Origin of the sequence: Pleurocapsa sp. CCALA 161, assembly GCF_003003995.1 — a bacterium.
Classification (GTDB): domain Bacteria; phylum Cyanobacteriota; class Cyanobacteriia; order Cyanobacteriales; family Xenococcaceae; genus Waterburya.
In genome coordinates, this window is the sequence record NZ_PVWF01000074.1 from 1 (window position 1) to 24,529 (window position 24,529).

At 38.7% G+C, this 24,529-nt stretch carries 15 protein-coding genes and 3 pseudogenes; 9 read left to right on the plus strand and 9 right to left on the minus strand.

Annotated features, from left to right (window positions below):
* Window positions 1-3,404 (minus strand): beta-ketoacyl synthase N-terminal-like domain-containing protein (locus tag C7B62_RS16725; RefSeq protein WP_146132123.1); only part of this gene is annotated, 3,404 nt, incomplete at its 3' end.
* Window positions 3,405-3,446: 42 nt separating this feature from the next.
* Window positions 3,447-3,536 (minus strand): annotated as a pseudogene (locus tag C7B62_RS27175) (HNH endonuclease); the annotation flags it as partial.
* Window positions 3,537-3,888: 352 nt separating this feature from the next.
* Between C7B62_RS27175 and C7B62_RS25770 the strand changes: the two are divergent.
* On the plus strand, window positions 3,889-4,044 hold the full coding sequence (locus tag C7B62_RS25770) for a hypothetical protein (RefSeq protein ID WP_158260698.1): 156 nt from the start codon (window positions 3,889-3,891) through the stop codon (window positions 4,042-4,044).
* 162 nt (window positions 4,045-4,206) lie between these two features.
* Here C7B62_RS25770 and C7B62_RS16735 read toward each other — a convergent pair whose 3' ends face one another.
* Window positions 4,207-5,334, minus strand: a complete 1,128-nt coding sequence (locus tag C7B62_RS16735; RefSeq protein WP_106239196.1) for an ISAs1 family transposase — start codon at window positions 5,332-5,334, stop codon at window positions 4,207-4,209.
* 173 nt (window positions 5,335-5,507) lie between these two features.
* Here C7B62_RS16735 and C7B62_RS16740 point away from each other — a divergent pair.
* Window positions 5,508-6,782 (plus strand): annotated as a pseudogene (locus C7B62_RS16740) (IS1634 family transposase); the annotation flags it as partial.
* A gap of 557 nt (window positions 6,783-7,339) precedes the next feature.
* Here C7B62_RS16740 and C7B62_RS16745 read toward each other — a convergent pair.
* The gene (locus C7B62_RS16745; RefSeq protein WP_106239202.1) at window positions 7,340-8,698 is read right to left on the minus strand and encodes a response regulator; all 1,359 of its coding nucleotides are present in this window, start codon (window positions 8,696-8,698) and stop codon (window positions 7,340-7,342) included.
* Between the two features lie 412 nt (window positions 8,699-9,110).
* Between C7B62_RS16745 and C7B62_RS16750 the strand changes: the two genes are divergently transcribed.
* Complete coding sequence (locus C7B62_RS16750) at window positions 9,111-10,661, plus strand: ShlB/FhaC/HecB family hemolysin secretion/activation protein (RefSeq protein WP_146132125.1); 1,551 nt, start codon at window positions 9,111-9,113, stop codon at window positions 10,659-10,661.
* 10 nt (window positions 10,662-10,671) lie between these two features.
* Here C7B62_RS16750 and C7B62_RS16755 read toward each other — a convergent pair whose 3' ends face one another.
* Both C7B62_RS16755 and C7B62_RS16760 read right to left on the minus strand, forming a co-directional pair.
* Entirely contained in the window at window positions 10,672-13,167 is a 2,496-nt protein-coding gene (locus C7B62_RS16755) for a filamentous hemagglutinin N-terminal domain-containing protein (RefSeq protein ID WP_106239209.1), read from the minus strand.
* A 78-nt stretch (window positions 13,168-13,245) separates the two neighbouring features.
* The gene (locus C7B62_RS16760; RefSeq protein ID WP_106239212.1) at window positions 13,246-15,675 is read right to left on the minus strand and encodes a CHAT domain-containing protein; all 2,430 of its coding nucleotides are present in this window, start codon (window positions 15,673-15,675) and stop codon (window positions 13,246-13,248) included.
* 115 nt (window positions 15,676-15,790) lie between these two features.
* On the opposite strand from C7B62_RS16760, the gene C7B62_RS16765 reads away from it, so the two are divergent.
* Window positions 15,791-16,408 carry a DUF928 domain-containing protein gene (locus C7B62_RS16765; protein WP_158260699.1) on the plus strand — a complete coding sequence of 206 codons (618 nt, stop codon included), beginning with the start codon at window positions 15,791-15,793 and terminating at the stop codon, window positions 16,406-16,408.
* Between the two features lie 53 nt (window positions 16,409-16,461).
* On the plus strand, window positions 16,462-18,618 hold the full coding sequence (locus C7B62_RS16770; RefSeq protein WP_106239219.1) for a CHASE2 domain-containing protein: 2,157 nt from the start codon (window positions 16,462-16,464) through the stop codon (window positions 18,616-18,618).
* A gap of 49 nt (window positions 18,619-18,667) precedes the next feature.
* Here C7B62_RS16770 and C7B62_RS26190 read toward each other — a convergent pair whose 3' ends face one another.
* Window positions 18,668-19,264, minus strand: coding sequence for an acyl carrier protein (locus C7B62_RS26190; RefSeq protein ID WP_199194235.1), 597 nt, complete (start codon window positions 19,262-19,264; stop codon window positions 18,668-18,670).
* A gap of 380 nt (window positions 19,265-19,644) precedes the next feature.
* Here C7B62_RS26190 and C7B62_RS25775 point away from each other — a divergent pair, with 380 nt between their 5' ends.
* From C7B62_RS25775 to C7B62_RS16790, 4 genes and pseudogenes are all read left to right on the plus strand, one after another.
* Window positions 19,645-19,794, plus strand: a complete 150-nt coding sequence (locus C7B62_RS25775; RefSeq protein ID WP_158260700.1) for a hypothetical protein — start codon at window positions 19,645-19,647, stop codon at window positions 19,792-19,794.
* Between the two features lie 7 nt (window positions 19,795-19,801).
* Window positions 19,802-20,581, plus strand: coding sequence for a thioesterase II family protein (locus C7B62_RS16780; protein WP_106239223.1), 780 nt, complete (start codon window positions 19,802-19,804; stop codon window positions 20,579-20,581).
* Between the two features lie 29 nt (window positions 20,582-20,610).
* Window positions 20,611-21,307: pseudogene (locus tag C7B62_RS16785) on the plus strand (DevA family ABC transporter ATP-binding protein).
* Between the two features lie 57 nt (window positions 21,308-21,364).
* The gene (locus C7B62_RS16790; RefSeq protein ID WP_106239227.1) at window positions 21,365-22,123 is read left to right on the plus strand and encodes a 4'-phosphopantetheinyl transferase superfamily protein; all 759 of its coding nucleotides are present in this window, start codon (window positions 21,365-21,367) and stop codon (window positions 22,121-22,123) included.
* Window positions 22,124-22,280: 157 nt separating this feature from the next.
* Here the strand turns inward: C7B62_RS16790 and C7B62_RS16795 are convergent, their stop codons facing one another.
* A complete protein-coding gene (locus C7B62_RS16795; RefSeq protein ID WP_106239230.1) occupies window positions 22,281-23,636 on the minus strand; it encodes a transposase in 1,356 nt (451 codons plus the stop codon).
* A gap of 48 nt (window positions 23,637-23,684) precedes the next feature.
* Window positions 23,685-24,497 (minus strand): tyrosine-type recombinase/integrase, encoded by an 813-nt coding sequence (locus tag C7B62_RS16800; protein ID WP_106239233.1) that lies wholly within the window; start codon window positions 24,495-24,497, stop codon window positions 23,685-23,687.
* Between the last annotated feature and the right edge of the window lie 32 nt (window positions 24,498-24,529).

Sequence of the window (24,529 nt, forward strand, 5' to 3'; positions counted from 1 at the left end):
GAGCTTTTCGGTTCTGATTTCTGACTTTCGACCACTTGTTCTGGAGCTTCTTCTAAGATTACATGGGCATTAGTGCCACCAATGCCTAAAGAATTTACTCCAGCACGACGGAGACTTCCATTACTTTTCCACTCAGATAAAGTTTTGCAAACATAGAAAGGACTATTAGCAAACTCAATCTTAGGATTAGGTTTTTCATAGTGAAGACTTTGTGGCAATCTCTTTTTATGTAATGCCAACACCGTTTTAATAAATCCCGCAACCCCAGAAGCAATTTGTAGATGACCCACATTCGATTTTACCGAACCAATTCCACAGTATTGCTTTTTGTTTGTCCACCCTTGAAATGCTTTGGTTAAAGCCCCTACTTCAACGGGATCTCCCAAAATTGTACCAGTACCGTGGGCCTCTACATAGTCAATAGTCTCGGGATCAATCCCAGCTATAGTAATAGCTTCGCTAACCGCTGATGCTTGCCCTTCGCCTTGTGGAGCAGCGTAGCCGACTTTCATGCCACCATCATTGTTTATTGCCGATCCTTTGATCACCGCATAAACTCGATCTCTATCTCTTAGTGCATCTTCTAAACGCTTGAGCACTACAAGTCCACCACCGCTGCCGAATATGGTTCCCTGCGCTGCAGCATCAAACGCTCGACAATAACCGTCTGGACTAACAATCATCCCCTCTTGATATAAATGACCACTTTTTTGGGGCACCTGCACCGATACTCCTCCCGCCAAGCACATGTCACATTCGCCATTTAATAAACTTTTGCTGGCTATGTCGATGGCTACTAGAGATGTGGAACAAGCAGTTTGAACATTAACGCTAGGTCCTCTTAGATTGAGCTTGTATGACACCTTCGTCGTTAAATAGTCTTTATCATTGTCTACCATCATTTGAAAACCCCCCATGGAGTCTAAGCTTATTTGTCGCAGGTCATCATGAGAATCCAGCCGATGGCGGTTTGGATATATATTATTAAGTAAATAAGTGTTCATACTGGCTCCTGCATAAATGCCGATAGCTCCTGAGTAAGTTAACGGATTGTAACCAGCATCTTCTAAACTCTCCCAGGCACACTCCAACATTAGACGCTGTTGGGGATCCATCAATTCTGCTTCCTTAGCACTACAACCGAAGAAATTAGCGTCAAAATGTTCTGTGTTAGATATGATTGGGCTAGCCATAACATAATTAGGATTTTGCAAAACCTTGGGATCTATTCCTGATTCCCTTATGTCTTCCTCGGAGAAAAAAGAAATAGAACTTACCCCATTTTGTAAATTTTGCCAAAATTGTTCTATATTATCTGCTCCTGGGAAACGACAGGACATGCCGATTACGGCTATCTCTACCTGACCAGAAGCCCCTCGTTGCTGCTGACGAATTTTGGCTCTTTGTTGTCCTTCGGGAGGTGTCCCCTCTTTGCTTCGATCTTCACTGAGATACTTGGCTAAAGCCTCTACATTTGAATGTATAAACATATCTGCTACTGAGATCTGTTTATCAAACCTTTGCTCTAACTCGGCCTGAGCCTGTACCAATAACAGCGAATGTCCACCTAGTTCAAAAAAGTTATCCTTAAGTCCTACTTCCTCCAAACCCAATAATTCCTGCCATATCTGAGTAATTTGAGCTTCAGTCTCTGTTTTCAGGATTATAGAACCTGAAGCTTTATTTGAGGATTTTATTGAGGCAATAATTGAGTCAAATTCCCCTGCTTCAAAGCGTTTACTTAACTGAGAACGCTGAATTTTTCCAATAGCTGTTTTGGGAATATTTTCTTTACTTACTGGGATTATATATCTAGGGTTGATACCCACTTTGCTAACTACCGTTTTCCTAACTTGCTTAAGCAATTGTTGCAGCGAATCTTGCTCAGTTATGGACGTGCTTAAAAAGATGGCTAACTGATCGCCTTGACTATCCGTTTTTTTTACCGCACAAGCCGCTGTATACGAGATATCTATCTCTTCTATTTCTTCTATCACTGATTCGATTTCATGGCTGTAATAGTTGATGCCATTAATAATGATATTGTCTTTATTTCTCCCTGTGATAACTAAACGACCGTCATCATCTAAATATCCTAAGTCTCCTGTTTCGAACCACCCCCCTTCGGTAAAGCTCTTGCGGTTGTACTCAGGATTTTGATAATAACCACTGGTTACTGAAGCTCCTTTAAACTGTAACTTTCCTATTAGACCTTTCGTAAGAATTTGATTATTTTCATCTACAATACGAAGGGATGCTCCTGGAATAGGTTGTCCCAGTTCTACAAAGGAGGTATCATCTGAGATAGTTTCCAATGAAAAACCATCAGACCAAGTTATTCCAGAACAGGTTTCAGACATGCCAAATGCTGGATGAATCGCTGTAGAAGCTAGTCCATGCTGACCTAATAATTTAAGAAATTTACGGGCTGTTTTGGCTACTATTTGCTCTCCTGCATTGACTAAGAAAACCATTGAAGATAAATCCCAATTGCTCTGTTGAATCTCTCGTAAACGCTCGTTGATGAGAGAAAAAGCAAAGTTGGGAGCCCAAGAAATGGTAGCTCGATGACGTTCAATTAAGTCTAACCATCGAAGAGGATTTTTTAAGATTAAGTTGGTGGGTACATGTATTTGCTGGCAGCCTAAATCTACAGCCATAATTCCCAAAAAGGAAATTGCGCCTACATGATCTAACGGCATCCAATTTAAAGTTACTGACGAGCTATCAAAACCATTCATTTGTACTGTACCTCTCGACATGCTTAAGAGGTTGCGATGGCTTAACATCACTCCTTTTGGCATGCCTGTACTACCAGAGGTCAGTAATAATACGGCTAAATCATCGGGTTGGCTTTGATGAATCTGGAGATCTGGTTGATTGTCTTTAAGACCTTCTACTGTTTCTACTTGCCAATTATCAAGATGCAAAAGCTTTGACAAAGAACAAATCTGAGCAGCTAGTTCTATGTTTGTTAATATGACAGGTTGCTCTAACATCTGCCAAGCATTGTGCAGTTTTTGAACCGTATTATTCTGTTGTGTGTAGGTAGGAGCAATGGATATTGGTACTGGCACGAAACCACCGAGTATGCACCCCCAAAAAGCGGGAATAAAATCTTGAGCATGGTTTATTTGTAAGATTACTTTATCTCCCAAATTTAAACCCAACTTCCTTAAACCTGCTAAAATCTGTTGAGCCTCTAAAAGTAAGTCTTGGTAAGATTGGGTTTTTTCTTCTCCGCTGGGCTGTACGTAAACTAATTCTTTATTAGTCAAAGCTGCTCGTTGCAAGATTTCGAGCAAACACTTTGGAGCATTAGGAACTTGCTGTAATGCTTTTCCTTCAATAATTGATAGCTTTTGTGAGGAAAAATTTAAATTATTTTGATTTGAACGCTTCATGATTTTTTCTTTAAATAGCTTGAACTTGATTTTACTGTGTTCCTGCTTATGACACGCTTCGTGTAGGTGGATTAAATTCTCTGTGTCGTCTGAGCCACCATCTTTGACAAGAATTATGTGGTGGGTTCCGATATTTTCTCCGTTAAATAAGCCTAAATAGAAGGTTAGTGCGACTTTTCAAATCCAATGTAAATTTCCTCCAAACGCTTGTTTTTAGCTGTTTTGAAACATTTAATGTGACAATTTTTCCCAGATGCCTATAGTTACAGACAGAGATTTCAAATGGGTTCTATAAAGCAGTTTAATATAATTTTGCTAACTGAGCAAAATTATATTAGACCTGTTGTGAAATAAGCGAGAATAAAGACAGGCGATCAAATAATACAACATTGGTAACAAGTTAAGAAAATCAGAACAAAGTCAAGAGAAAAGAAAAATCGAGTGAAACTTACAATTGATAAGCAATTGAGCGATTTTAATCTCTATGAATAAAAGTAAAAAACTTAACCGAGACCATGCCAAGAAAACTCAACGCCCGATGTTGGAAGACAAGATTATAGCTAATCAAATCGAAGCATTGCTAAAACCAGCTATTACCACAGGGCGAACGCATCTAAAATTAGAAGTAAAAAGCAGTTAGAATGAATTGAATAAAATCAACTTCTCAGGTAAGTTGATACAAGCCAAAATAACCTTAAATACAACATAGAAAGGCAATAAACAAGATTCTTCGGCAGTCCAAGCATCGTTTTGACCTCAAACAAGTAGAACAGATATACCAAAGTTGGTGTAGTTCTGTTTCTTAAATACCCAAAACTTTCGCCAGATAATTGTTGTCCCAAGCAGCCTTAAGCCTTTTATTCGCCACACCTATTTTGGCAGTTTTTTCTTGAGAAAGAAGATTGAGAGATATTTTCCGTAATCGGGCTAAATTTTCAGGAGCATAGTCAGAGTAAATTGGACAATCATCTTCAGCCAAAGCCACATCCAAAATCCAATGCAGACTATTCTCAATACCCCAATGACTACGGACAGCATGAGCAAAAACTTGAGCATCAAAAGCAAAACTATTAAGATAGTAACGTTTGGAAATTGTTGTTTCTTGCCCAATCTTACGCACAGACTCAACTAAACCAATGCTTTGGAGTACTGCCCATCGCTCAAAACCGACCACCAATTCTGAAGTTGGCATTGTCCAATAACGGCGAATTTCAGTGCGTCCGTGACCCTTCTCAATAGTGCGATAAAAACTGTGTTCGATTCCTGACCAATCTTTAGATTGGGCTTGAGTAAAAAGTTGAATAACATCTTGATGAAGATGTTTATGATTGCCTTTGAGAGCCAGACAATAATCTGCACCTGCATCCTGAATTAGTTGAGCAATATCAGTTTGAGTACCCATCGCATCAATCGTTACCAGGCAACCAGATAATTCCAACACTTTGATTAATTCAGGAATCGCTGTGATTTCATTCGATTTATCATGTACTTTTGTCTGACCCAAAACTAATCTTTGTTCTGATGCCCAAGCATTGACTAAATGAATCGCCTTTTTCCCAATTCCCTTTGAGCCAGAATGTTTCAGGGTTTTGCCATCAATGCTAATTGTCTCCCCAGGTAGTAATTGAGCTATTTCTTTGACCCAATCACGAAAACACTGTTCAAATTCATTTGGGTCAATTCGCGCAAATACTCTGCCGATGGTGTCATGAGAGGGTATGCCATTCGGCAATTCTAAGAACTGCTTTAACCATTCTTCTTTCGAGTTCCCGTATTGCTCCATTGCTACCCAATTATCCGCTCCAGAAATCATCCCACAGATGGCAATAGTAAGGATATCAATCAGTTTATGTTCTTTGGTGCGTTCTACTCTGGGGTCAGTCAACCCAGAAAAATGGTCAATGAGAGTGATTTTTGGTCTAAGTTTCATTCTCTCCTAACAAATTACTTTTTGCTCTCGAATTAATTTATCATTTCTAAGATTTAGATGCGTTTGCCCTGGTGCTCGACCAGCTCTATAAGAAAGGATTAACCTCTGTGTTTATGGAGATCTCCCTCGTAGCACCTCGTAGCACCTCGTAGCACCTCGTAGCAGTAAAACGATTCGGAGTCAGCATTAAACAAGCTCATCTTGATGGCAGTAGCATGTGTGTACAGGGGGAATACCTCAATAACCAGCCAGAGACGGAAGAGAAGAGCGAACTAGTCCCGATTGAGATTACCCACGGCTATTCGAGAGACTATCGACCAGATCTCAAGCAGTTTACTCTGGCCCTAATAACCAGTGGAGATGGCGATGTTCCATTGTACTTGCGAGTAGGTAATGGTAACGATAGTGACCAAGCAGTATTTACTGAAGTAATCGCCGAATTTCAGCAGCAATGGAAAGCATCTGAACCGGAAGTCTATGTGGCTGATGCAGCCCTCTACAGCGAAGAGAATTTAGCAGCTTTAGGAAAGACTCCTTGGATTAGCCGTGTCCCTGCCACCATAGCCGAGGCACAATGGTTGATGCAGACTCTACCGCCAGCAATGTTTGCCATCAGTCACAATGACAACTACGCCATAGCCGAAGTTGGTAGCACTTACGCGGGAGTTGGGCAGCGATGGTTGATAGTGCAAAGCAAGTCTCGCCAACAAGCTGACCTCAAACAATTAGACAAGCGTATTGCTAAGGCGAAAACTAAACAAGCTAGAGCACTTCAAGACCTGAGTGGTCATCCCTTCGCTTGTGAGACTGATGCCTTAGATGCCGCCAAATTCTTGGCCAAAAAGCTTAAGTATCATCGCTTGACTGACATTGAGGTGCAATTGAAGCCTCACTATGATAAGCCAGGTCGTCCCCGCAAAGGAGAGTCACCGCAACGTTACACTTATCATCTTCAAGCGATTTTAGTCCTTGATGAAGCTGCGGTTGCCCTGCTGCGAAATCAAGCAGGACGATTCATTTTGGCGACTAACTTGCTCGACGCTCAGCTGTGGTCGAATGAGACGATTCTGCAAGAATACAAAAATCAGCAGTCCTGTGAACGGGGCTTTCGATTCCTCAAAGATCCCCTCTTTTTTGCCTCTCGCTTGTTTGTCAAGTTGCCTCAACGAGTTGCTGCTTTAGCCATGATTATGGGCTTATGTTTGCTGGTCTACAGCATTGGTCAACGACAACTTCGCTCCTCTTTAGCCGAAGCCATCGAAACCATTCCCAATCAACGGGGTAAGCCTACAGAGCGACCAACACTGCGATGGGTGCTGCAATGTTTTCAGTCCGTTCATTTGGTTTGGGTGGATGGTCGAAAGTGGTCGATTAAGTTGAACGATTCACAAAAACATATTTTGCGCTTCCTCGGTTCAGCCTGTCAAAAATATTATTTCCTCTGTTAAGAAACCTGCTGAATGTAGGATCAAGGCAATTATTCCTTTGACAGCGGAGCAGAAGATGAAAATGTATTAAATACTGTTAATAGGATGATACAGCGCCTAAAGCGAGGAACTTTGAAGGAGTAATGGTTTTTGAATGAGGAGGAAAAACTTAAGTTTTTCTCTCAATACTCCGAGTTATGCAAAGCCCATTCTTACAACGCGATGGCGTAGTATTTGGGAACAATCGATTTGATCATAATAAGATTAGGCGAGAAAAAAAATTAGGAGAACTTTTCTCCGAACCGCTGCAACTGTAATACCGTAATTAAGTTCGATTGCAAAATAGTGTAGCCTACTGGTTGGGGGTTTAGAGTATCGTTGAGAGGAAGTATTAAATATCAAAGCCAGGTCGAGGATGAAAGAAGCCAAAAAGTTCTATTTTGATGTTTCTTTCCAAGCATCTTCTCCAGATTTCTGTTTTCAAAGCACGATAAATCCAGGTCTTGCTTCTAAAGACCTTAGACTACATGGATAATGAGAGTATTAGCTCTGGCAGAAATGCCGAAGATTGATCATTGTTAACGCCCTAACCTCTTCCATCTATCAATGATAGCTTCACATTCCTCTACACCAGGCTCAGCAACAAAACAGTGACAACCAAGTTGATGAGCTACCATCAGCAGTTCTGGTTCAGGCAAAAAAGAAAACACAACAGATTCTTTTTCTTCAGTATATATCTCCAAAGCCGATTGAATCATTTTCTTAAAGCTCGCCAAATCTACATCTTGATATTGGCTGAAAAAAGCAATTTCTGAATTAGCTTTAACAGGAGTAGCTAGCTGCCAATCTGGAGTAGGAGAAAAAGCAATATTCAGAGCTATTTCCTTGGGCAATCGCTGCTTAAATTGTGGTGAATTCGGCTCTCCACAGTACAACAAATGTTCTCCCAATTGATGCCATGAACCTCGGCAAACAACTGCTTTTGCATTATCAGTTGTTTGCTTGGGAATAACAGCCAGAATCTCTTGTTTGGGTAATGACTCGATCGCTCTGGTACGGGGTCTATCTAAAAGAGAACTCCGTACGTCAGACACCGATTGAGTTTCTGGTTCTACTTTCTTGTTTTCTTCATCTTTTTTTACTTTACTAGTTGGCTGATATTTTTCTTTAATTTCTTTAGCAGCTTTATAAGTAATATTTTCTCCTGATTGAGCCCGTGAAAGAGCCTCTTCTCTCACTGAATCTGTAGTTGAAGGAGCAGATAATATATAGAGAGCGGATGGAGCAATTTCCAAATCCAACAAATTGTGGGATTCAAATTGTCTTGCTACCTGCATAAACCGTTGAGCGGTAAGCTCACTCCAATCAAATTCTTTTTTAAGCCAATTTAAAAAGTTGCCATGTCCTAATTTTTCCTTAATATCCAGCAGTTTTTGCCCAATATCTACAATTCCTTGAGCAGTTCGCCGCATCAACCCTCGAATTTCTTCAGTTTGCTCGCGAATAAAAACAGAAGTTTCCGAGTCAAGCTGAGAATAATCAAAATCTGGAGTTGATGAATCTAGAGGAAAGTTCTGCTGAATAATTTCATTTAATTTTTTAATATCAAAAGGTTTCTCTAAAAAAGCTAAAACTCTTTCGTTATTTTCAAAATATTGATTGACTTCATCTTGAGTAGCATAGGCAGATATAGCAATAATTTTAATAGGTAAGTTTTTTTCGGTTAAAGAATTTATTAACTCTATTCCCCCCATAGGAGACATTTTTAAATCTACCAAAACCAGAGCATGAGAAGATTGATTTGCTTCAATTATTTCCAAAGCTTCTCGACCATCGCCTGCGAAATCTAGTAGATTATTAATTTGCTTCTTATAACTTTTTTGGACGACTTTATTAGCTTTGATTTCATCATCAGCAATTAATATTTTTAGAGACATAATTGATAGAATACAAATTTAATTAGAAGGAATAGAAAAAGTCAATTAAGAGCAGAAGTTTTAAGGCAGATGGCAGAAGGTGAATTACTCCGCGATCGCCAGACAAGCAAAAAGTTGGAGTTCGAGAGAATTTAATAATACATAGATTGACTATTTTGTCAAACTCGCGCGTTCCCAAGCCAGTCCGTTGCGGGTCTGTGACCCGTTGAAGGAACTGGCGTTTGCGCCTTTCGGCGTCCTAAAGGATACCGCTACGCATAACGCGGGGTCGCTCGTCAAACGTTAATGTGATTTAGCTTACATATACAGTATAGTGAATAACCGAGTAAAATAATCAAACAGAAATTCAAAGATAGGTTTTACAGTGAGGCAATTTTGTCGAATAAGAAATTGTATATTAATCTTAATATTTTTGTTCGTTAACTGTAATCCTAGAGCCTCAGCACAAACTTCTTCACCACCTCCGCTACCAACTTTTAAAGTAAAACGGGTAGAAATAAATGGTAGTTCTATTCTTAAACCAGCAGAACTAAAAACCTTAACCACACCCCTAGTTGGTCAAGAAATAAATTTAGAGCAAATCCTTCAACTTCGTACTGCTATTACCAACTTGTATATTAAGAAAGGCTACACAACCTCTGGGGCATTTTTTCCCGTCCAGGACAGTTCTGACGGTGTAGTACGCATTCAAGTGATAGAAGGTGAATTAGAAAGCATTGAAATGAGTGGGCTAAAGAGGTTAAACAAGAATTATGTTGAGTCGCGTCTAAAACTTGCTGCCGATAAACCCCTGAATATACGTAACCTAGAAAAAGCAATTCAACTGCTACAGCAAAATTCATTAATTGATTCAGTCGATGCTCAATTAATTAGTGGTTCAGCCCCAGGATTAAGCATCCTGCGATTAGAACTAGCAGAAGCTCCGAGTGTTACTACTCAACTCAGTGTAGCTAATGATGAATCTCCCAACATTGGAGAATACAGAGCTACAGCAGCGATCGCCGATCAAAACCTCTTCGGATTTGGCGATCGCCTTGTGGCTGAGTATGGTCTTACAAAAGGATTAGATAGATATAGCTTAAGTTACTCGATGCCAATTAATGCTCGTGATGGTAATTTATTGGTGAGCTATAGAAACAATAATAGTGAAATTACGAGAACGGCTTTTTCCGATCTCGATATCAAAGCAGAATCACGTTCTTTTTCCTTGGGGTTGCGACAACCAATAATTAAAAGCCCCGAGAGTGAATTGGCACTTTCTCTTACCCTGGATTTACGAGAAAGCGAAACTTTTTTGAACGAAGACTCGGTTTCTTTTGAACCAGAGCGTCTTGGGGAGTCTGGAGAATCAAAGGTAACGGCACTGCGTTTTACTCAAGAATGGCTCTCTCGTTCGAGCAATGACGTTTTAGCTACTTCTTCGCAATTTAGTTGGGGAATTGATGCTTTTGACGCTACCGTTGATAATACTGATACTGATGGTCAATTTTTAAGTTGGCTGGGTCAATTTCAGTGGTTAAGATCTTTAAACAATGAGCGTGATGCCTTAATAATTACTAGGCTAGCTACTCAAATTACACCTGATTCTCTCTTGTCTATTGAGCAATTTGCCCTTGGAGGTTTGGGAAGTGTTCGAGGTTACGAACAAAATCAGAGAATTGGCGACAATGGCATTTTGGGGTCGGTTGAATTGCAGATGCCTCTGATTCGAGCTCCTGATGGAATTGGTTTGATTCAGCTAGCTCCTTTCTTTGATGCAGGTACTATTTGGAGTGATGAGGAAGAACAGGAAAATCCTTCTACACTTGCTAGTCTTGGATTGGGAATTAACTGGGAATTAGGAGAAACCCTCTCAATACAGTCTTATTACGGTATTCCTTTAATCGACGTTGAGTCGCAAACAGGTTCTCTACAATCTGATGGTTTCAATTTCTCTATTCAGGTAGTGCCATTGAAGTTTTAAAGTTTTTTTCTCACTGACAAACCAATGATGAAGCATTATCCACCTGTTTTCTTACCCAGAGCAAGCGTCCATCTGCTGTTTTAATCAGATTAGTAGGTTCAATAATCGGCTCTCCTACTTGCCATTTCTGAGCAGTTTGTGCTGAATAGATTACTGTTTCGGCAGCAGCGGAGTTATCTTCACCACCTAAATCAGAAGAGCGAGATGTCTGTGAGTTGGGTTGCACCTCTGGCAGTTGAGAACTAAAGCTTGATTCTTCGTCTATTGCTGAAGAGGGACTAACAGGTAATCCCCCTGCTCCTCCATAAACAAAACTGCCCTGTCGAGAGTTACGATGGGCAAAACAACTGCCTTGGAGTGCTTCTTCTGCCACGATAAATTCGGGGCTAATCGACTCAAAGGAGTTTTGGAAATTAGTTGTCGTGTTGATATTCACTGTGCCATCAATTCCTAATTTTGAACTGGCAGAAAAAATGTTGTCAGGGGAGTCAAATAAAAACACACCTTGGGCTTCGATGTCGATATTACCTCCCCTGCCTCCAAAGGCGTTAGCCGTTACTTGATTGTTTTTTTTTGCGATTAGGCTAGTAGTGTTGATAGTTACATTACCACCATCTCCATTGTTTTCTGCTGTTGCTGTAATCTCGCTATCAGTATCTATTTCTAGATTTTGGGTGTTAAGAGTTATATTACCGCCTGTTCCAGATAAAGTAGCAGCCGTTATGCTTCCAGCCTCTTCTAAGTTTAAGTTATCGGCAGTAATATTTAGTGTTCCTGCGTTTCCTGAACCCTGATTTTCTACGCTAATAACTCCTTCTTGAGATACCTCCAACAAAGGGGTGTTAATAATCAGGTTTCCTCCATTACCACTTGGTACTTCAGGTAGTCCTAGTGCCTTTCTACCTTGAGGGGTAGCTGATTGAATTGCCGATCTAATAATACTCTGAGGGTTACTGCTCGTTATAGAATTATTAGTTCTTCCACTGACTTCTATTGATTCAGAAGCATTTATGGTTAAATTACCAGCATCTCCAGAGGCAAAAGAAGATGAGGATAATGATGCTCCATCTATTACGCGTAATTGTGTAGTATTGAGCGTCACATTGCCAACATTTCCAGAAGCAAAAGAAGTTGTTGCTATACTAGCTCTATCCGTCGCAGTACTTCCAGCAATCTCAATTAAATCAGCATTAACGTTTAATAATCCTCCATCTCCATCTCCGAAAGTCGAAGAAGTTATCCCTGCATTTTTTAATCGAAGCTCAGAAGCCGATAAATTGATATTTCCCCCATTTCCTTCTGCAAAAGTAGTAGCGATAATACTACTGCTAGATAATTGGATTGAATCAGAAACCTTAATGTCGATATCACCACCTAAAGCATCATTAAATGAATTTGTTCTAATTCTTGCGCCATCTTGAAGCAATAGGTCTTTTGCAGAAATATTTATATTAGCTCCTTTTCCTCTATCCAACGCTTCTGAACGAATATCATTACCAAGATCGGATGATGCGCCTGAAAGAGATAGAGATTCTGTGGCATTGATATTTAATGAACCACCAGATGAATTACCTTGGTTTTGATAAATGATGAAAGATGAATTGGCAAGATTTATATTCTTGCCAGTAAGAGAAATTTGTCCTGTTTCTGTACTACTTGCATCAATTAGAGATTTTTGGTCTAGATTAATGTCTTGATATTCAGTTGTATTATCACTCTTTAAAGTTAGTCCACTTTCAGTTGGGCTAATGCTTACTGAGCCTGAATCTAGGCTGTTTAAGTAAATTTGCCCACCTGAAGTAGTAATTACACCTTCATTTAAATTAACTCCATTTCCTATTAGAGCAAATGTTTGGTTTTCTGGTACAGAAATCCCTGTGGGTCTTTGTTTAAATTTCACTTGTGATGTACTAGAGGCGGACACTATTTGATTGCCTTTACCATTTACCGTAATCGCACCTGAATCACCACTAAAACCCAATCCAATCGGCACACTTACCGTTAGAACTGGTTTGGCTTCAGCATCAGAGGCAATAAACTCTGTACCATCGGAAAATTGAATAGTATTAGCACTAGTAGCAATAAATGAGCCGCCTACATCTAACTGGGCATTCTCTCCAAAAACAATACCATTAGGATTTACCAAGAAAAAGTTTGCTCCTCCTTGAGTTCTTAAAATACCATTGATTGTCGAAGCAGATTCTCCTGTAATGCGGGTAAAAATATTCTCTACATCTAAACCATTCTCGAAAATTGCTTCTACGCCTTCAGGAACAGAAAACTCCTCAAAGCTATGGAAAAGATTGTTTCCTTCTCTTTCTCCACCAGTTATTTTTTCCATGTTCTCTTGTTCTTCAACTACAGTAGGTAGTGTACCATCAGGAGCAATTTGCGCCTCTGCGTTGGCTGGGATAATTGTCAACCAACAAAACACAGAAAAGCATAATCGCTTCATAACTAATTTAATCTGTTGCTGTACGGGAAGTTGTGCTTTAATTGCTCTCATAAGAGTTAAAAAAGTAATAATTACATTATTCTGCAAATACTGATAAAAGTCTGTAATTCATCCAACAGAGGAATATCTCTATCTAATAACTACAAAACTACTCCAAATTCCAGGATGTCCTAGAGGTAGATCGATCTGTTCTAATTGTGCAGCTCTTAAAGCTTCTGATTCATTCAGACTTTCTTGAGCTAAATACTTATAAAAATCTTCCATCAAGCTCACAGTTTGAGCATCATTAACCGACCACAAGCTTCCGACTACAGTATCTATACCAGCACGAGCTGCTATTCCCGCCAACCCTAGAAGAGAACGGTCATTACCAGCAGCCGTTTGACAAGCACTCAAAACCAAAAGTTCGATTGGTTGTTGTAAACTAGTTAAAATTGATTCTAGCTCAGTCAGTGAGATTTCTCGGTCAAAAGCTTGGATGAAAGCACTTTCAGTACTCCCTCCAAATCGTGCATGAGTAGCAAGATGAACGATAGGATAACCTTTATCTAATTGTTGCTGAAAATTTTCTTGAGTAAATTCCCGATCCAAAAATTGGCGTTCATCTACGAATTTGGCTATATCGTTAATTTCTTGTCGAACATTAATTAAAGCTGGAAACCCATTTTTGGGAACTGTTAGACCAAAAGCTAAAGTTTTATAATTATCTATTTTGTTTTTACGTCTACCCTGAGAATTAAGTCCTAGTGAATAACTAATGGCATATTTTTCAATTAAGAACTTTTGCCCGTCGTGGAGTGCTGCCATTGGTACATTGCGTAGTTCACCATCATTAATAAAAACTATCTTGGAAGGGGCGATCGCTTCTAAATCCTTTGCCAGTGGACGAATTAGCAAATTATAAAGAGACTGAGATAAAGCTAAATAACGCTCGCTAGAAAGTTCTTCTAATAAATACCGCCAGTTGTCAATCTGCGTTTCTAACTGTTTTGCCTTAATTTTCACTGGATAACTTTTAACAGTTCCATTTGGCAGTCTTAGAATTAAATAAGTTTTATCTTCTAAAATAATCGAACGAATAATTACAGTATCTGAACGAGTAAATGCTTTATTTATTTGAGAGCCAGACTTAATTTCTAGACAATCATCCTCAAAATAACTTTGTAGTTGAGAAAGTTGCAGTAGATCGGCAGTATTAAGTGCTTCAGTGATCTGAGCCTTGTCACCACTCTTTAACAACAAGCCAAGATACTCTCGATAAATAGGTTCAACTTGAGAGCGAATATCTAACTGTAATTGTTTTTCGGCATTGAGCAAGTCATTGCGAATACTCTGAACTGAAGCGATCGCTCCTTGATAAGCATCTCTAGCTGAATCATCAGCACCCATTACCTGATAAAGTCTTGCTGCTTGCCACTGCCATTGATAGAGACTGTCGGTAGCAAACACCTCTTGAGCGGCTAGCTGCGCCTTTTGAGTCCAGAAAAGAGCTTGCTTTAAATCTCCCCTTTTTTCATAAGTATTTCCTAAACCTCCTAGAGCAAAAGATAAAGCGCGTTTATCTCCAAGTCCAGAGGCAGTTTTTACTGCTTGACTCAAAATCTCAATAGCTTCAGGTTGCTCTAACTCTGCTAGTTCGATTAACAGATAAACCTTGGAACGCGATGCTGGTAAGCGTGCGAGAAGAGAAGATATTCGCTTAAAACTAATCGTGGTTTCTCTTTTAGGCAATAAACGTTGCCAATTCAGTAAAGCACGGACAGTAGCCAGACTGGTGAGGTTCTTATCTGCCGCGACTGCTACTGCACGTTTGGCATATTCAATCGCCTTGACTCGATCTGTAGTCGCTAATTGATTATATTTAATAAATAAACCTTGGTTTTTCTCAAGTTTCGCTCCTTCAGCGAAGCCAAGATTTTGTTGGCGGCGAAGTTGATACACCTCCACAAGCCCGTTAAAAATCTTGACAATTGATTCGTAATCCTGCGTTCTATTCAAACTAGTAGTATAAGCAGTAATTGCGCGATCGTATTCTCCAGCTACTCTCTCTGCATCACCCAAGGCTTTTCGTGCTGCCCCTTCAATTTCTGGTTTTTGCTCCTGTTTAGCCAAACTAATGGCTTCTTCTAGTAAAGGAATTGCCAGACTAGTTTGCCCTAAATGAGTGTAAGCTGTTGCCAAATCTATCTTAAGAGCAATTAATTTGGGCTTTTGAACTTCGTCATTTTTAGTTTCGATTGATTCAATTGCTGTCTTCCAATGAGCGATCGCCTGGTTATATTGACCGAGGTGACGGTAAATTTCTGCTAAATTACTGTCAATAGTAACGGAATCTATCTGTTGAGGTGTTTTAAGTAGCTCGTTTAATAATGAAATCGCGCGATCGTAATCTCCCTGAAGGTAATAGTTTTGTGCCTGGTTAAGCATTTCTCTAGCTGTCGGTACTTCTTTGGCTCGTGCGATGGAGGAATTAGTTAGTTCTAAAGTTAATACTAGTGTTACATAAAGTTTAAATAAGTAACCTCGAATTAATGATATGTTTTTAATTGATACATTCATAATTTCATTTAAATAGTTTAAATAGCGGTTACTTTAACTTTTTCCCTTACTTATGATGTCTTCTGCGAGTAAAATAGTAACGCTTTTATTCGGACTTACATTCGGCTTGCTTATATTGTTTTTCAGCAATTTTGACAAATTAGCTCAAAGCAGCCAAACCAATTATGGTTACGTCCCACCAGCTAAAGACCAAAAACAGCAAAAAGCGACAGCTTCAGGTTCAAGAGGATGCCGTGGTAAATCCGTGGATATAACCTCTTTAATTCCTATCAACCACACACCAACAACTATATCAACTCACCCAGATTTTTTATTCTCGGTTAAATCCGTACCCAATTTACCAGTTCGCTTCAGCTTGATCGAACCTGGCGTAATCGAGCCACTATGGAAGTCAGATATTGCCGTCAAGCGAGCGGGAATTTTATCAGTGTCAATTCCACAAACTGTTAGTTTAGATGTTGGCAAAGAATATGTCTGGAACTTGGAGGTTATCTGTAATCCCAGTCGTCCCGCCGAAAATTGGTATATTCGAGCTGTTATCAAAAGAGTTCCTTTGAAGCCAGAGTTAGCGCAAAAACTAGCTGAAGCTAATAGTGAAACTGAAAAAGCGATAATTTTAGCTAATAACGGAATTTGGTATGATGCGGTCTACTATAGCTATAAAGGAAAAAATGAGGTAGATTCTATGTCCTACTTTAAACAATTATTATCGCAAATTGGTTTAACCATCTAAGAGACAAGGTTAAAAGATAAAATAAGTTATTAGAAATTTGATGAGGTAGTTTATTGTTCTGGCGACTGCAAAGACTAGAAAAAAGTTGGCGTGGCGTAACTATAACTATCTTATTAAGCTGTCTGTTAGTTATATTATTGCGCTTATCAGGCGTTCTTCAACTTTTAGAATGGAAAGCACTAGACTTTTTCTTTCTTCATCGCTTGCCAGAATCTAGCGATGCTAGAATTGTTTTAGTTAATATTTCTGAAAGCGATATTAATTCTCTCAAAGAATATCCTCTTTCTGATGAGATTTTCACTAATCTTTTAGAAAAAATTAAACAACAAAAACCAAGGGTAATTGGTTTAGATATTTTTCGAGATTTTCCCGTCCCTTCAATCAACAAAAAACCAGAAGAAAATCAACAAGCTTACTCTAACTTACTAAATTTTTTTCGTTCTACTCCTAACTTAATTGGCATTGCCAAAATAACTGATTCAGAAGCATATCCCAGTGTCAATCCTCCCTCAGTACTAAAAGAATTAGGACAAGTGAGTGCTGCCGATCTAGTTGTTGACGACGACGGCGTAGTTCGTAGAGGAAACCTATTTCCCATTGCCGATGGTTCGCCTAAATCTTCTATTCCTAGTTTAGGACTAGCTGTAGCTTTAAATTATTTATCAACTGAAGGTATTCAGCCTGTAACTACAGAATCAGGTTGGCTAAAGTTGAAAAATACAGTATTTTTACCCTTTCAAGCTAATGATGGTGGTTATGTAAACACTGATGATAACGGCTATCAAATTCTCCTTAATTGGCGATCTTGTAAGTCTAGTTTCCCACAAATATCGGTTAGTGAAGTTTTAAGCGATCGCATTCCCAAAAACTTATTTCAAGGACGTATTGTTTTAGTTGGTAATCAAGCTACTAGTGTTAAAGATTATTTTACTACCCCTTGTAGCCAGGCCCTGGGAACGACACCTATCACTATGGCGGGAGTTGAAATACAAGCTAACCTAGCCAGTCAAATAATTAGTGCTGTTTTAGAAGAGCGACCTTTGCTTCATGTTTGGTCAGAGTCAAAAGAATATTTGTGGCTGGTTTTTTGGATAGTCACAGTTGCTATTTGGGGATGCCAGCAGCAAAAACGCAATAATCCTTTTAAGATAATTATACCTATCTTAAGTTTATCAGCAATAGAAGCAGTTATTTTGATTATTATTAGTTACTTACTATTTTTAAAAGGATACTGGATTCCCATAGTACCAACTTTGTTTGGTATTGGAGTTGCTGCCGTGATGATTATTGGGAGTATTTATATTATTCAATTATTAGAAGCCAAAAAGAGTCTTGAATTCAAAGTAGCCGAGCGAACTGCAAAATTAGAAGAATCTTTTAAAAAACTACATCAATTTCAACAACAATTAATTATCAAAGAAAAGCAAGCTTCTTTAGGAACATTAAGTGGAAGAATTGCCCATCAAATCAAAAACCCTCTTAGTTTAATTGACATCAACATCTCCTCTTCTCTTATTTTCCTTCGACAATTAGAACAGATTATTGAAGAAAATAGATTAATTTTTGAAGACATTATCGAAGAAATATTTCAGAATAACGAAGAAATCATATTTAATCTAGAAGAAAAACTTACTGACTCTCAAAATCAAGTTATTCGCATAAATCAAATTATTCAAGATGTATTATCTTATTTTCGACAAGAACAATTAGCGACAAGCTTAACCGATCTCAATAGTTTAATTAACAAAGTACTCCAATCAGTTGCCAGACAATATCAAGGAACAGAGCGAGAATGTCCAGTGAAATTGGTGACTAATTTTGATACTTCAGTAGAGCGAATAGAAATAGTTGCTCAAGAAATTGAAAAAGCCTTGATTAATTTTTTAGAGAATGCTTACTACACAGTTTTAAGTAAACAAAACAAAAACAAAGATAATTATATCCCCACTATAATTATACAAACTCGCAATTTATTCAATCGGATAGAAATTAAAATTCGAGATAACGGAGAAGGCATAGCTGAAAACACTATTTCTAAGATCTTCGAGCCTTTTTGGACAACTAAGCCAGCACTAGAAGGAACGGGGTTAGGTCTATTTTTTGTCCATCAAATTATTATAGGAATGCACAAAGGAGAAATTTTAGTTGATTCAACTGAAGGTGAATATACAGAATTTACAGTTTCTTTACCAATTAAAAGCAGTAACTAAAAAATGCGTTTTAATAAAATATTAAAAGATCATATCGATGAAATATTAATTAAAGCTGTAGTTGAAGAGATTGCTTGTTTTTAGCTTGGATTATTAATACTACACGCTCGATAAGTTCTTGTACAGTTACTAATGTCCCAGCGATCTCGTCAGAAATTTGTATAGCAAATCTCTCCTCTAAAGTTATTAGTAATTCCTGCCATGACAAAGAGTCCATTCCAAGATCGTTGGCTAAATTTGCCGTAGGAGTAACGTGCTCTGGTTCAATATCCAAGCAATTCGATACAATATTACCTACTGTTTCAGAAACCATTTGTTTTTGTAACTGAGCGCATTGAATAGTTGTTTTAATTCTGGCAATTAATTCAACTATGTTTTGCAATAAAATTACAATCTTTGTGTATCCTTGAACATTTTTAGGACATAAAGATTCAGTTTTGTGAGCTTTAAGCCAGTTATGGCAAATGCGATCGCTATTGTCTTGAAAATTATCTATTTCTAATGGCAGCAACTCAAGACTCTTAGTTTTAGAACTCCTGCTGATTGCTGTTCTGTCGTTTTGCTTTGTTTTTGTGGTATTTGTTATTTCAAGAGAATTATTTTTGATAGTAGTAGAAATAATCTTCGCTGAAGTTCTATTTTCCATAACTGTGTGAAACCTAATTTAAAACTACAAAGCGTATATCCAGCTTTTTGGTTAGATGGATATATCAAAATTTTTCTGAAAAGCTATAACAAGATAATTACTTTGAGTGGCAGACTGACTTCTCAGTTGCGATTGCGCTCCGCGCACCAGCAAAGCTGATCGCTACTTTAGTATAATACTGAAAGGATCGTATAATAACTGTAGATTTTTTCAACAATTCAACAAATAGATCCCACAAGCTGAGGCAACTCTAAAGTACCTCGACTTCAAAGTCGAAAAGTATAACGACATAGCGTCGTCTCCGACCAAGATATTCTTTTGCTAAATGTAAGCATGACAGCAAAGTATTTCTATTTATAGATACTTTTACTTTCAAACTTTTGGATTCACACAAAAAAGCGATGCTCTCGATTTATCCTCAACGGGATAAGGACAAGTCCTCAACGGGACAAGGACAAGTGCCGCTTAGTTCAGTGCTAGCGAAGCGATCGCCCATAAAAGAGCAGAAGCTCCCTTTCTATTTAACTTAATTAAACAATGACCAATACACAAACTATCAACTCTTGGATTAGACACTCAAGGCTTAATCCCAATGCCAAGCTGCTACTGTTTTGTTTCCCATACGCAGGCGGTGGAGCATCGACTTTTTCTTCATGGTCAACAAGCCTAACCTCTGACGTTGAAATCTGTCCGATTGAGCTACCAGGACATGGATGCCGACTTTCAGAGCGTCCGTTTAATCGGCTAGAACCTCTGATTAAAGAACTTGCCTGTGCCTTGCTTCCATATCTAGACAAACCATTTGCCTTTTTTGGTCATAGTATGGGTGGATTAGTTAGCTTTGAGTTAGCTCACCTACTTCGCGAGGATTACAATTTAAGCCCAGTACATTTATTTATTTCAGGTCGTCGTGCGCCTCAAGTTCCAGGATCTAAACCACCGATTCATCATCTAAGCGAACCTATATTTCTCAATGAATTAGGCAGACTTAACGGTACGCCAAGAGAAGTACTGGAAAATACTGAATTGATGGAGCTATTTTTGCCTGTCTTGAGAGCAGATTTTACCGCTATCGAAACTTATGTTTATACTCCTAAACCTCGCCTCAACTCTCCGATTACTGTTTTAGGTGGCTTACAAGATTTGGAAATTGCTTGTGATGATTTAGAAGCTTGGCGAGAACAAACAAATGCTAATTTTTCGTTGCAGATGTTTCAGGGAGATCATTTTTTTATTAATTCAAATCAATCTACTTTGTTACAGTTTCTCAATCGCGAGTTACGCGCGATTGCTAATAAAATCAATCTTCATCAATAAATAAGTTCACAATAATTTTTACTCAATCGATGAATAATCAGCAATCAACAATTGATCGAGTCGTTGAAATTGAAAACCTCAGTCATTTCTTCGGCGAAGGTAAATTGAAGAAACAAATTTTATTTGAGATCGATCTAACTCTCAATTCTGGAGAAGTAATTATTTTAAAAGGACCATCTGGCTCTGGTAAAACTACTCTCTTAACTCTGATGGGTGGTTTGCGTTCTGCACAGTTGGGAAGTCTCAAAGTTTTTGGTGAGGAATTATTTGGTGCCAGCAAAAAAAAGCTGGTTCAGATTAGAAGAAATATTGGCTATATTTTTCAAGCACATAACTTACTAGAATCTTTAACAGCTAGGCAAAATGTACAGATGTCACTGGAACTACATCAGGGAATTGATGCGCCAGAGGTCAAACAGAGGGCGATCGCTCTATTAGTAATCAGTAGGCTTAGGAGAGCACGTTAACTATTATCCTCACAATCTTTCTGGAGGTCAAAAACAGAGAGTAGCGATCGCCCGCGCTTTAGTCTCTCATCCTAAAATGGTGCTGGCAGACGAACCTACCGCAGCTCTCGACAGCAAATCTGGTCGCAATATTGTGAAGTTAATGCAGGAGTTAGCTAGAGAACAAGGCTGTACAATTCTCATCGTTACCCATGATAATCGTATCTTAGACGTAGCAGATCGCATTGTGGAATTAGAAGACGGCAGAATTACCGCCTAGAGCAATTTTTAAAATCGAAAATGATCATGTTTCAGTTTACTCATTGAGTTCCCAGAAATGGACGATAACAATAAGCCAAATACGATCTGGCAAAAACCGCCGTATAACTTTGAGTTAGCTAATGATCGGGTTCACATATGGCGTGCCAATTTAGATTTACCTACGGCAAAAATTCACCAATTAAATACTTTACTATCAACCGATGAAGTAGCCAGAGCAAACAAATTTCACTTCCTAGAACACAAAAGAAGATTTATTGCTTCTAGAGGTATTTTACGCCAATTATTAGGAAATTATCTCCGAATAAGCCCTGAAAATTTAGAGTTTGAATATGGCGATCGCGGTAAACCTCAATTAGCTGCATCAATGGACAATAGTTTTCTACAGTTTAATGTTTCTCATTCGCTGGATTATGCTTTGTACGGATTTACCAATCATCATCTAATTGGAGTAGATATCGAATTTCTACGAGAAATGGAAAATGCAACTGAACTTGCTAAACGTTTTTTTACTCATCAAGAATTTCAGTTAATGGCTAATTTAGCTGACGAAGAACGACAGAAAGCATTTTTCCAACTTTGGACAGCAAAAGAAGCATACCTTAAAGCGCTCGGCACAGGATTATCAAGTTTCTTAACTGACATTGAATTATCTCTTGATCGGGCTAATTATGCTAAATTGTTAGCCATCAGAGGAAATATCGACGCTGTTAGTGATTGGTCAATGTATTTTTGTATTCCCGCAGCTAACTATATAGCAGCAATAACGATTAATACCCAAATATCCAAGCAGCATATTAATTTTTGGAATTGGTAGCAAAGGTCATTGTTTAATTTTGACTCTTAGTCTAAAAGCTCTTAAAATGTGAAAATACTCCAAAACAGAGATTACTATTGAATTAGCGTAGCTAAAAATCAATCTCAATTTTTGAGGCGGGATTATTCTCTTGGCAATTAAGCTCGACTTTATCCAATTAAGCAGCATAAATAGCAATATCCCTCAAACGGTCGAATAGAGGACGAGGGACTTTTATCATGTCAGTAGATTTGGATGACATGGAAAAAGTGCTAGCCCAGAAAAATCGGCGCACTAGAGCAAGAGCATCAGAAAAGGTTGGCAATGATTTAACGTACCAACTTTTTTGCCTAATAGTCCAAATAAAATGGTCTTGCAAATGATGAGCCAAAAGAGTGACGAGCGAAAATAATCCCAAAATCAGAGGAGTAGTCCGTGCGATCGCCAAATCTGACCATTGACGTTGAGTTTCTAGACCTAAGTGTTTTCTAACTTCTTCAAAAGTTACTTCTATTTGCCAACGACGCGTAAACCATTCAAGAATTTGTTGGGCTGAATGCACTTGATTTGTAGACAATAAAGCTTGAGGTCTAAATCGGTTGAAAGGGTCACGCACTATCACCCAGCGTATTGGAACGACAGGTAGCCCAGTGTGATACCAGACAGCTACCCCAGTAGTAACTTCGACTGGACGATTTGCTTCTCCATACCAATAATTAAGTGTGATTTTTGACCAATCTGTATCCGCATCAATTAAAACTTGTGCCAAGTTAGGTAATCTTTTTCCTTTGAGGCGAGGACGACCCATCGTACCTGGAAGTCTTGACGGGGTAGGTTCATAAAGTGCCGCATCTAAGCGTAGACGAGTAATCATGAACGTAGAAGCAACTTGACTGATGGATGAAAGTAATTCCAGGCAGGCAAAACTGCTATCTCCAACAATCACCAAATTTCGATTTGGAACCCATCGTCTAACTTGAAAAATCATCTGTCTTGCCCAATCAGTTAGTTTTTTGTGTCGATGTTGTTGCTGTTGATAGTAACGTTGAGATGGAGCTAGAGCTGTCAGAAATGGTAACCCCCAAATCTTTTTTGCCCAAGGAATTTCAACTAACAACATCATTGATAGCCAACGCAAACCACTAACTTTGACAAAATGACCATGACTTGACCTTACTGGGTCGCGATAAATACCTTTAGCTTTTATGTTCTTGCCTTTTCGCCGTTCTATCGTATCGTCCAGCCCACAAACTATTGTTCCACAAGGAATAAATGTCATTACTAAAGTCGTTAATAGTATTTTGCTAGCTTGGAGATTTGACCACACTGCACGGTTTAACACTCGATGATAATTCTGAAACTTAGGCTCAAAAGCCAATCCCATGACTTCTAGTATTGAAGTTACCGTTCGTTTTCCTGTTGTCAGAATTGCACCAATCAGCATGAGCTGAACATAATTCCAAACCTTTTTAGAGAATAATTCAGAAAAAGGTAATATAACACCGATAATTTCAACGGGTAAATTCCAACTCATGCTTCAAGTCCAACAATACACTTAAAGATAATGTATCTTTGTTCGACTTCAATTTTTTCTCAAAATGGATAAAGTCGAGTTAAGAACATGAGTATAAACAGCAGTAGTTTTAGGATCGCTATGTCCCAAAAAATCTTGAACCTCTCGTAAAGAAGAACCATTTTGAAGACTCAAAGTACCTGCGGTGTGACGTAGGCTATGGGGAGAAAGACTTCGTTCTAGATCACTATGCTTCAAACCACATTTTTCTAGGTAACTATCAACGACATGACCAATCCCGCTTCTAGATAAGCGTTGACCGTAACGACGATTTGATAAGGAGATAAATAAGGGCGAGGTTGGGGTTAGCTTCTCTTTGGTTTTCATGCGAGCTTGACGATACTGAGCTATTTCTGATCCCAAGTCAGAGCGTAAAATAACAGTTCGGATACTGTTTTTACCATCCAGCTTAAGATAATACTGACCGCCCGATTCGCTAAGATCACCTAGATTAGCTCGATATATTTCAATACTGCGACAACCTTGGAGTGCCATACAACCGAGTAAAATGCGATCGCGCAATACCTGTACTTTGAGAATATTCTCCCCGCGTATTTTATAGATAGGTAAAATACTGTCAATTAACTGTTGTAGCTCCTCCAATCTCAAATAATTAATTGTGCCACCAACCTCACGCTTGTCCTTTGGTGCTTTCACTCCCAAAACAGGGTTTTCCTTGACCAATTTTTCTGCTAAACAAGCAGTGTAAAAATGCTTGATAGCAAGTAAAGATAAACGAATTGTGGTCGATGTTTTCGACTCATCAACCAAGTGCTTGCTGTAGCGACCCGAAATGTGCGATTCGTTTCTAGGTGAATACATAGCCTAGAGTGTTGGTAAACATAATTAAATGG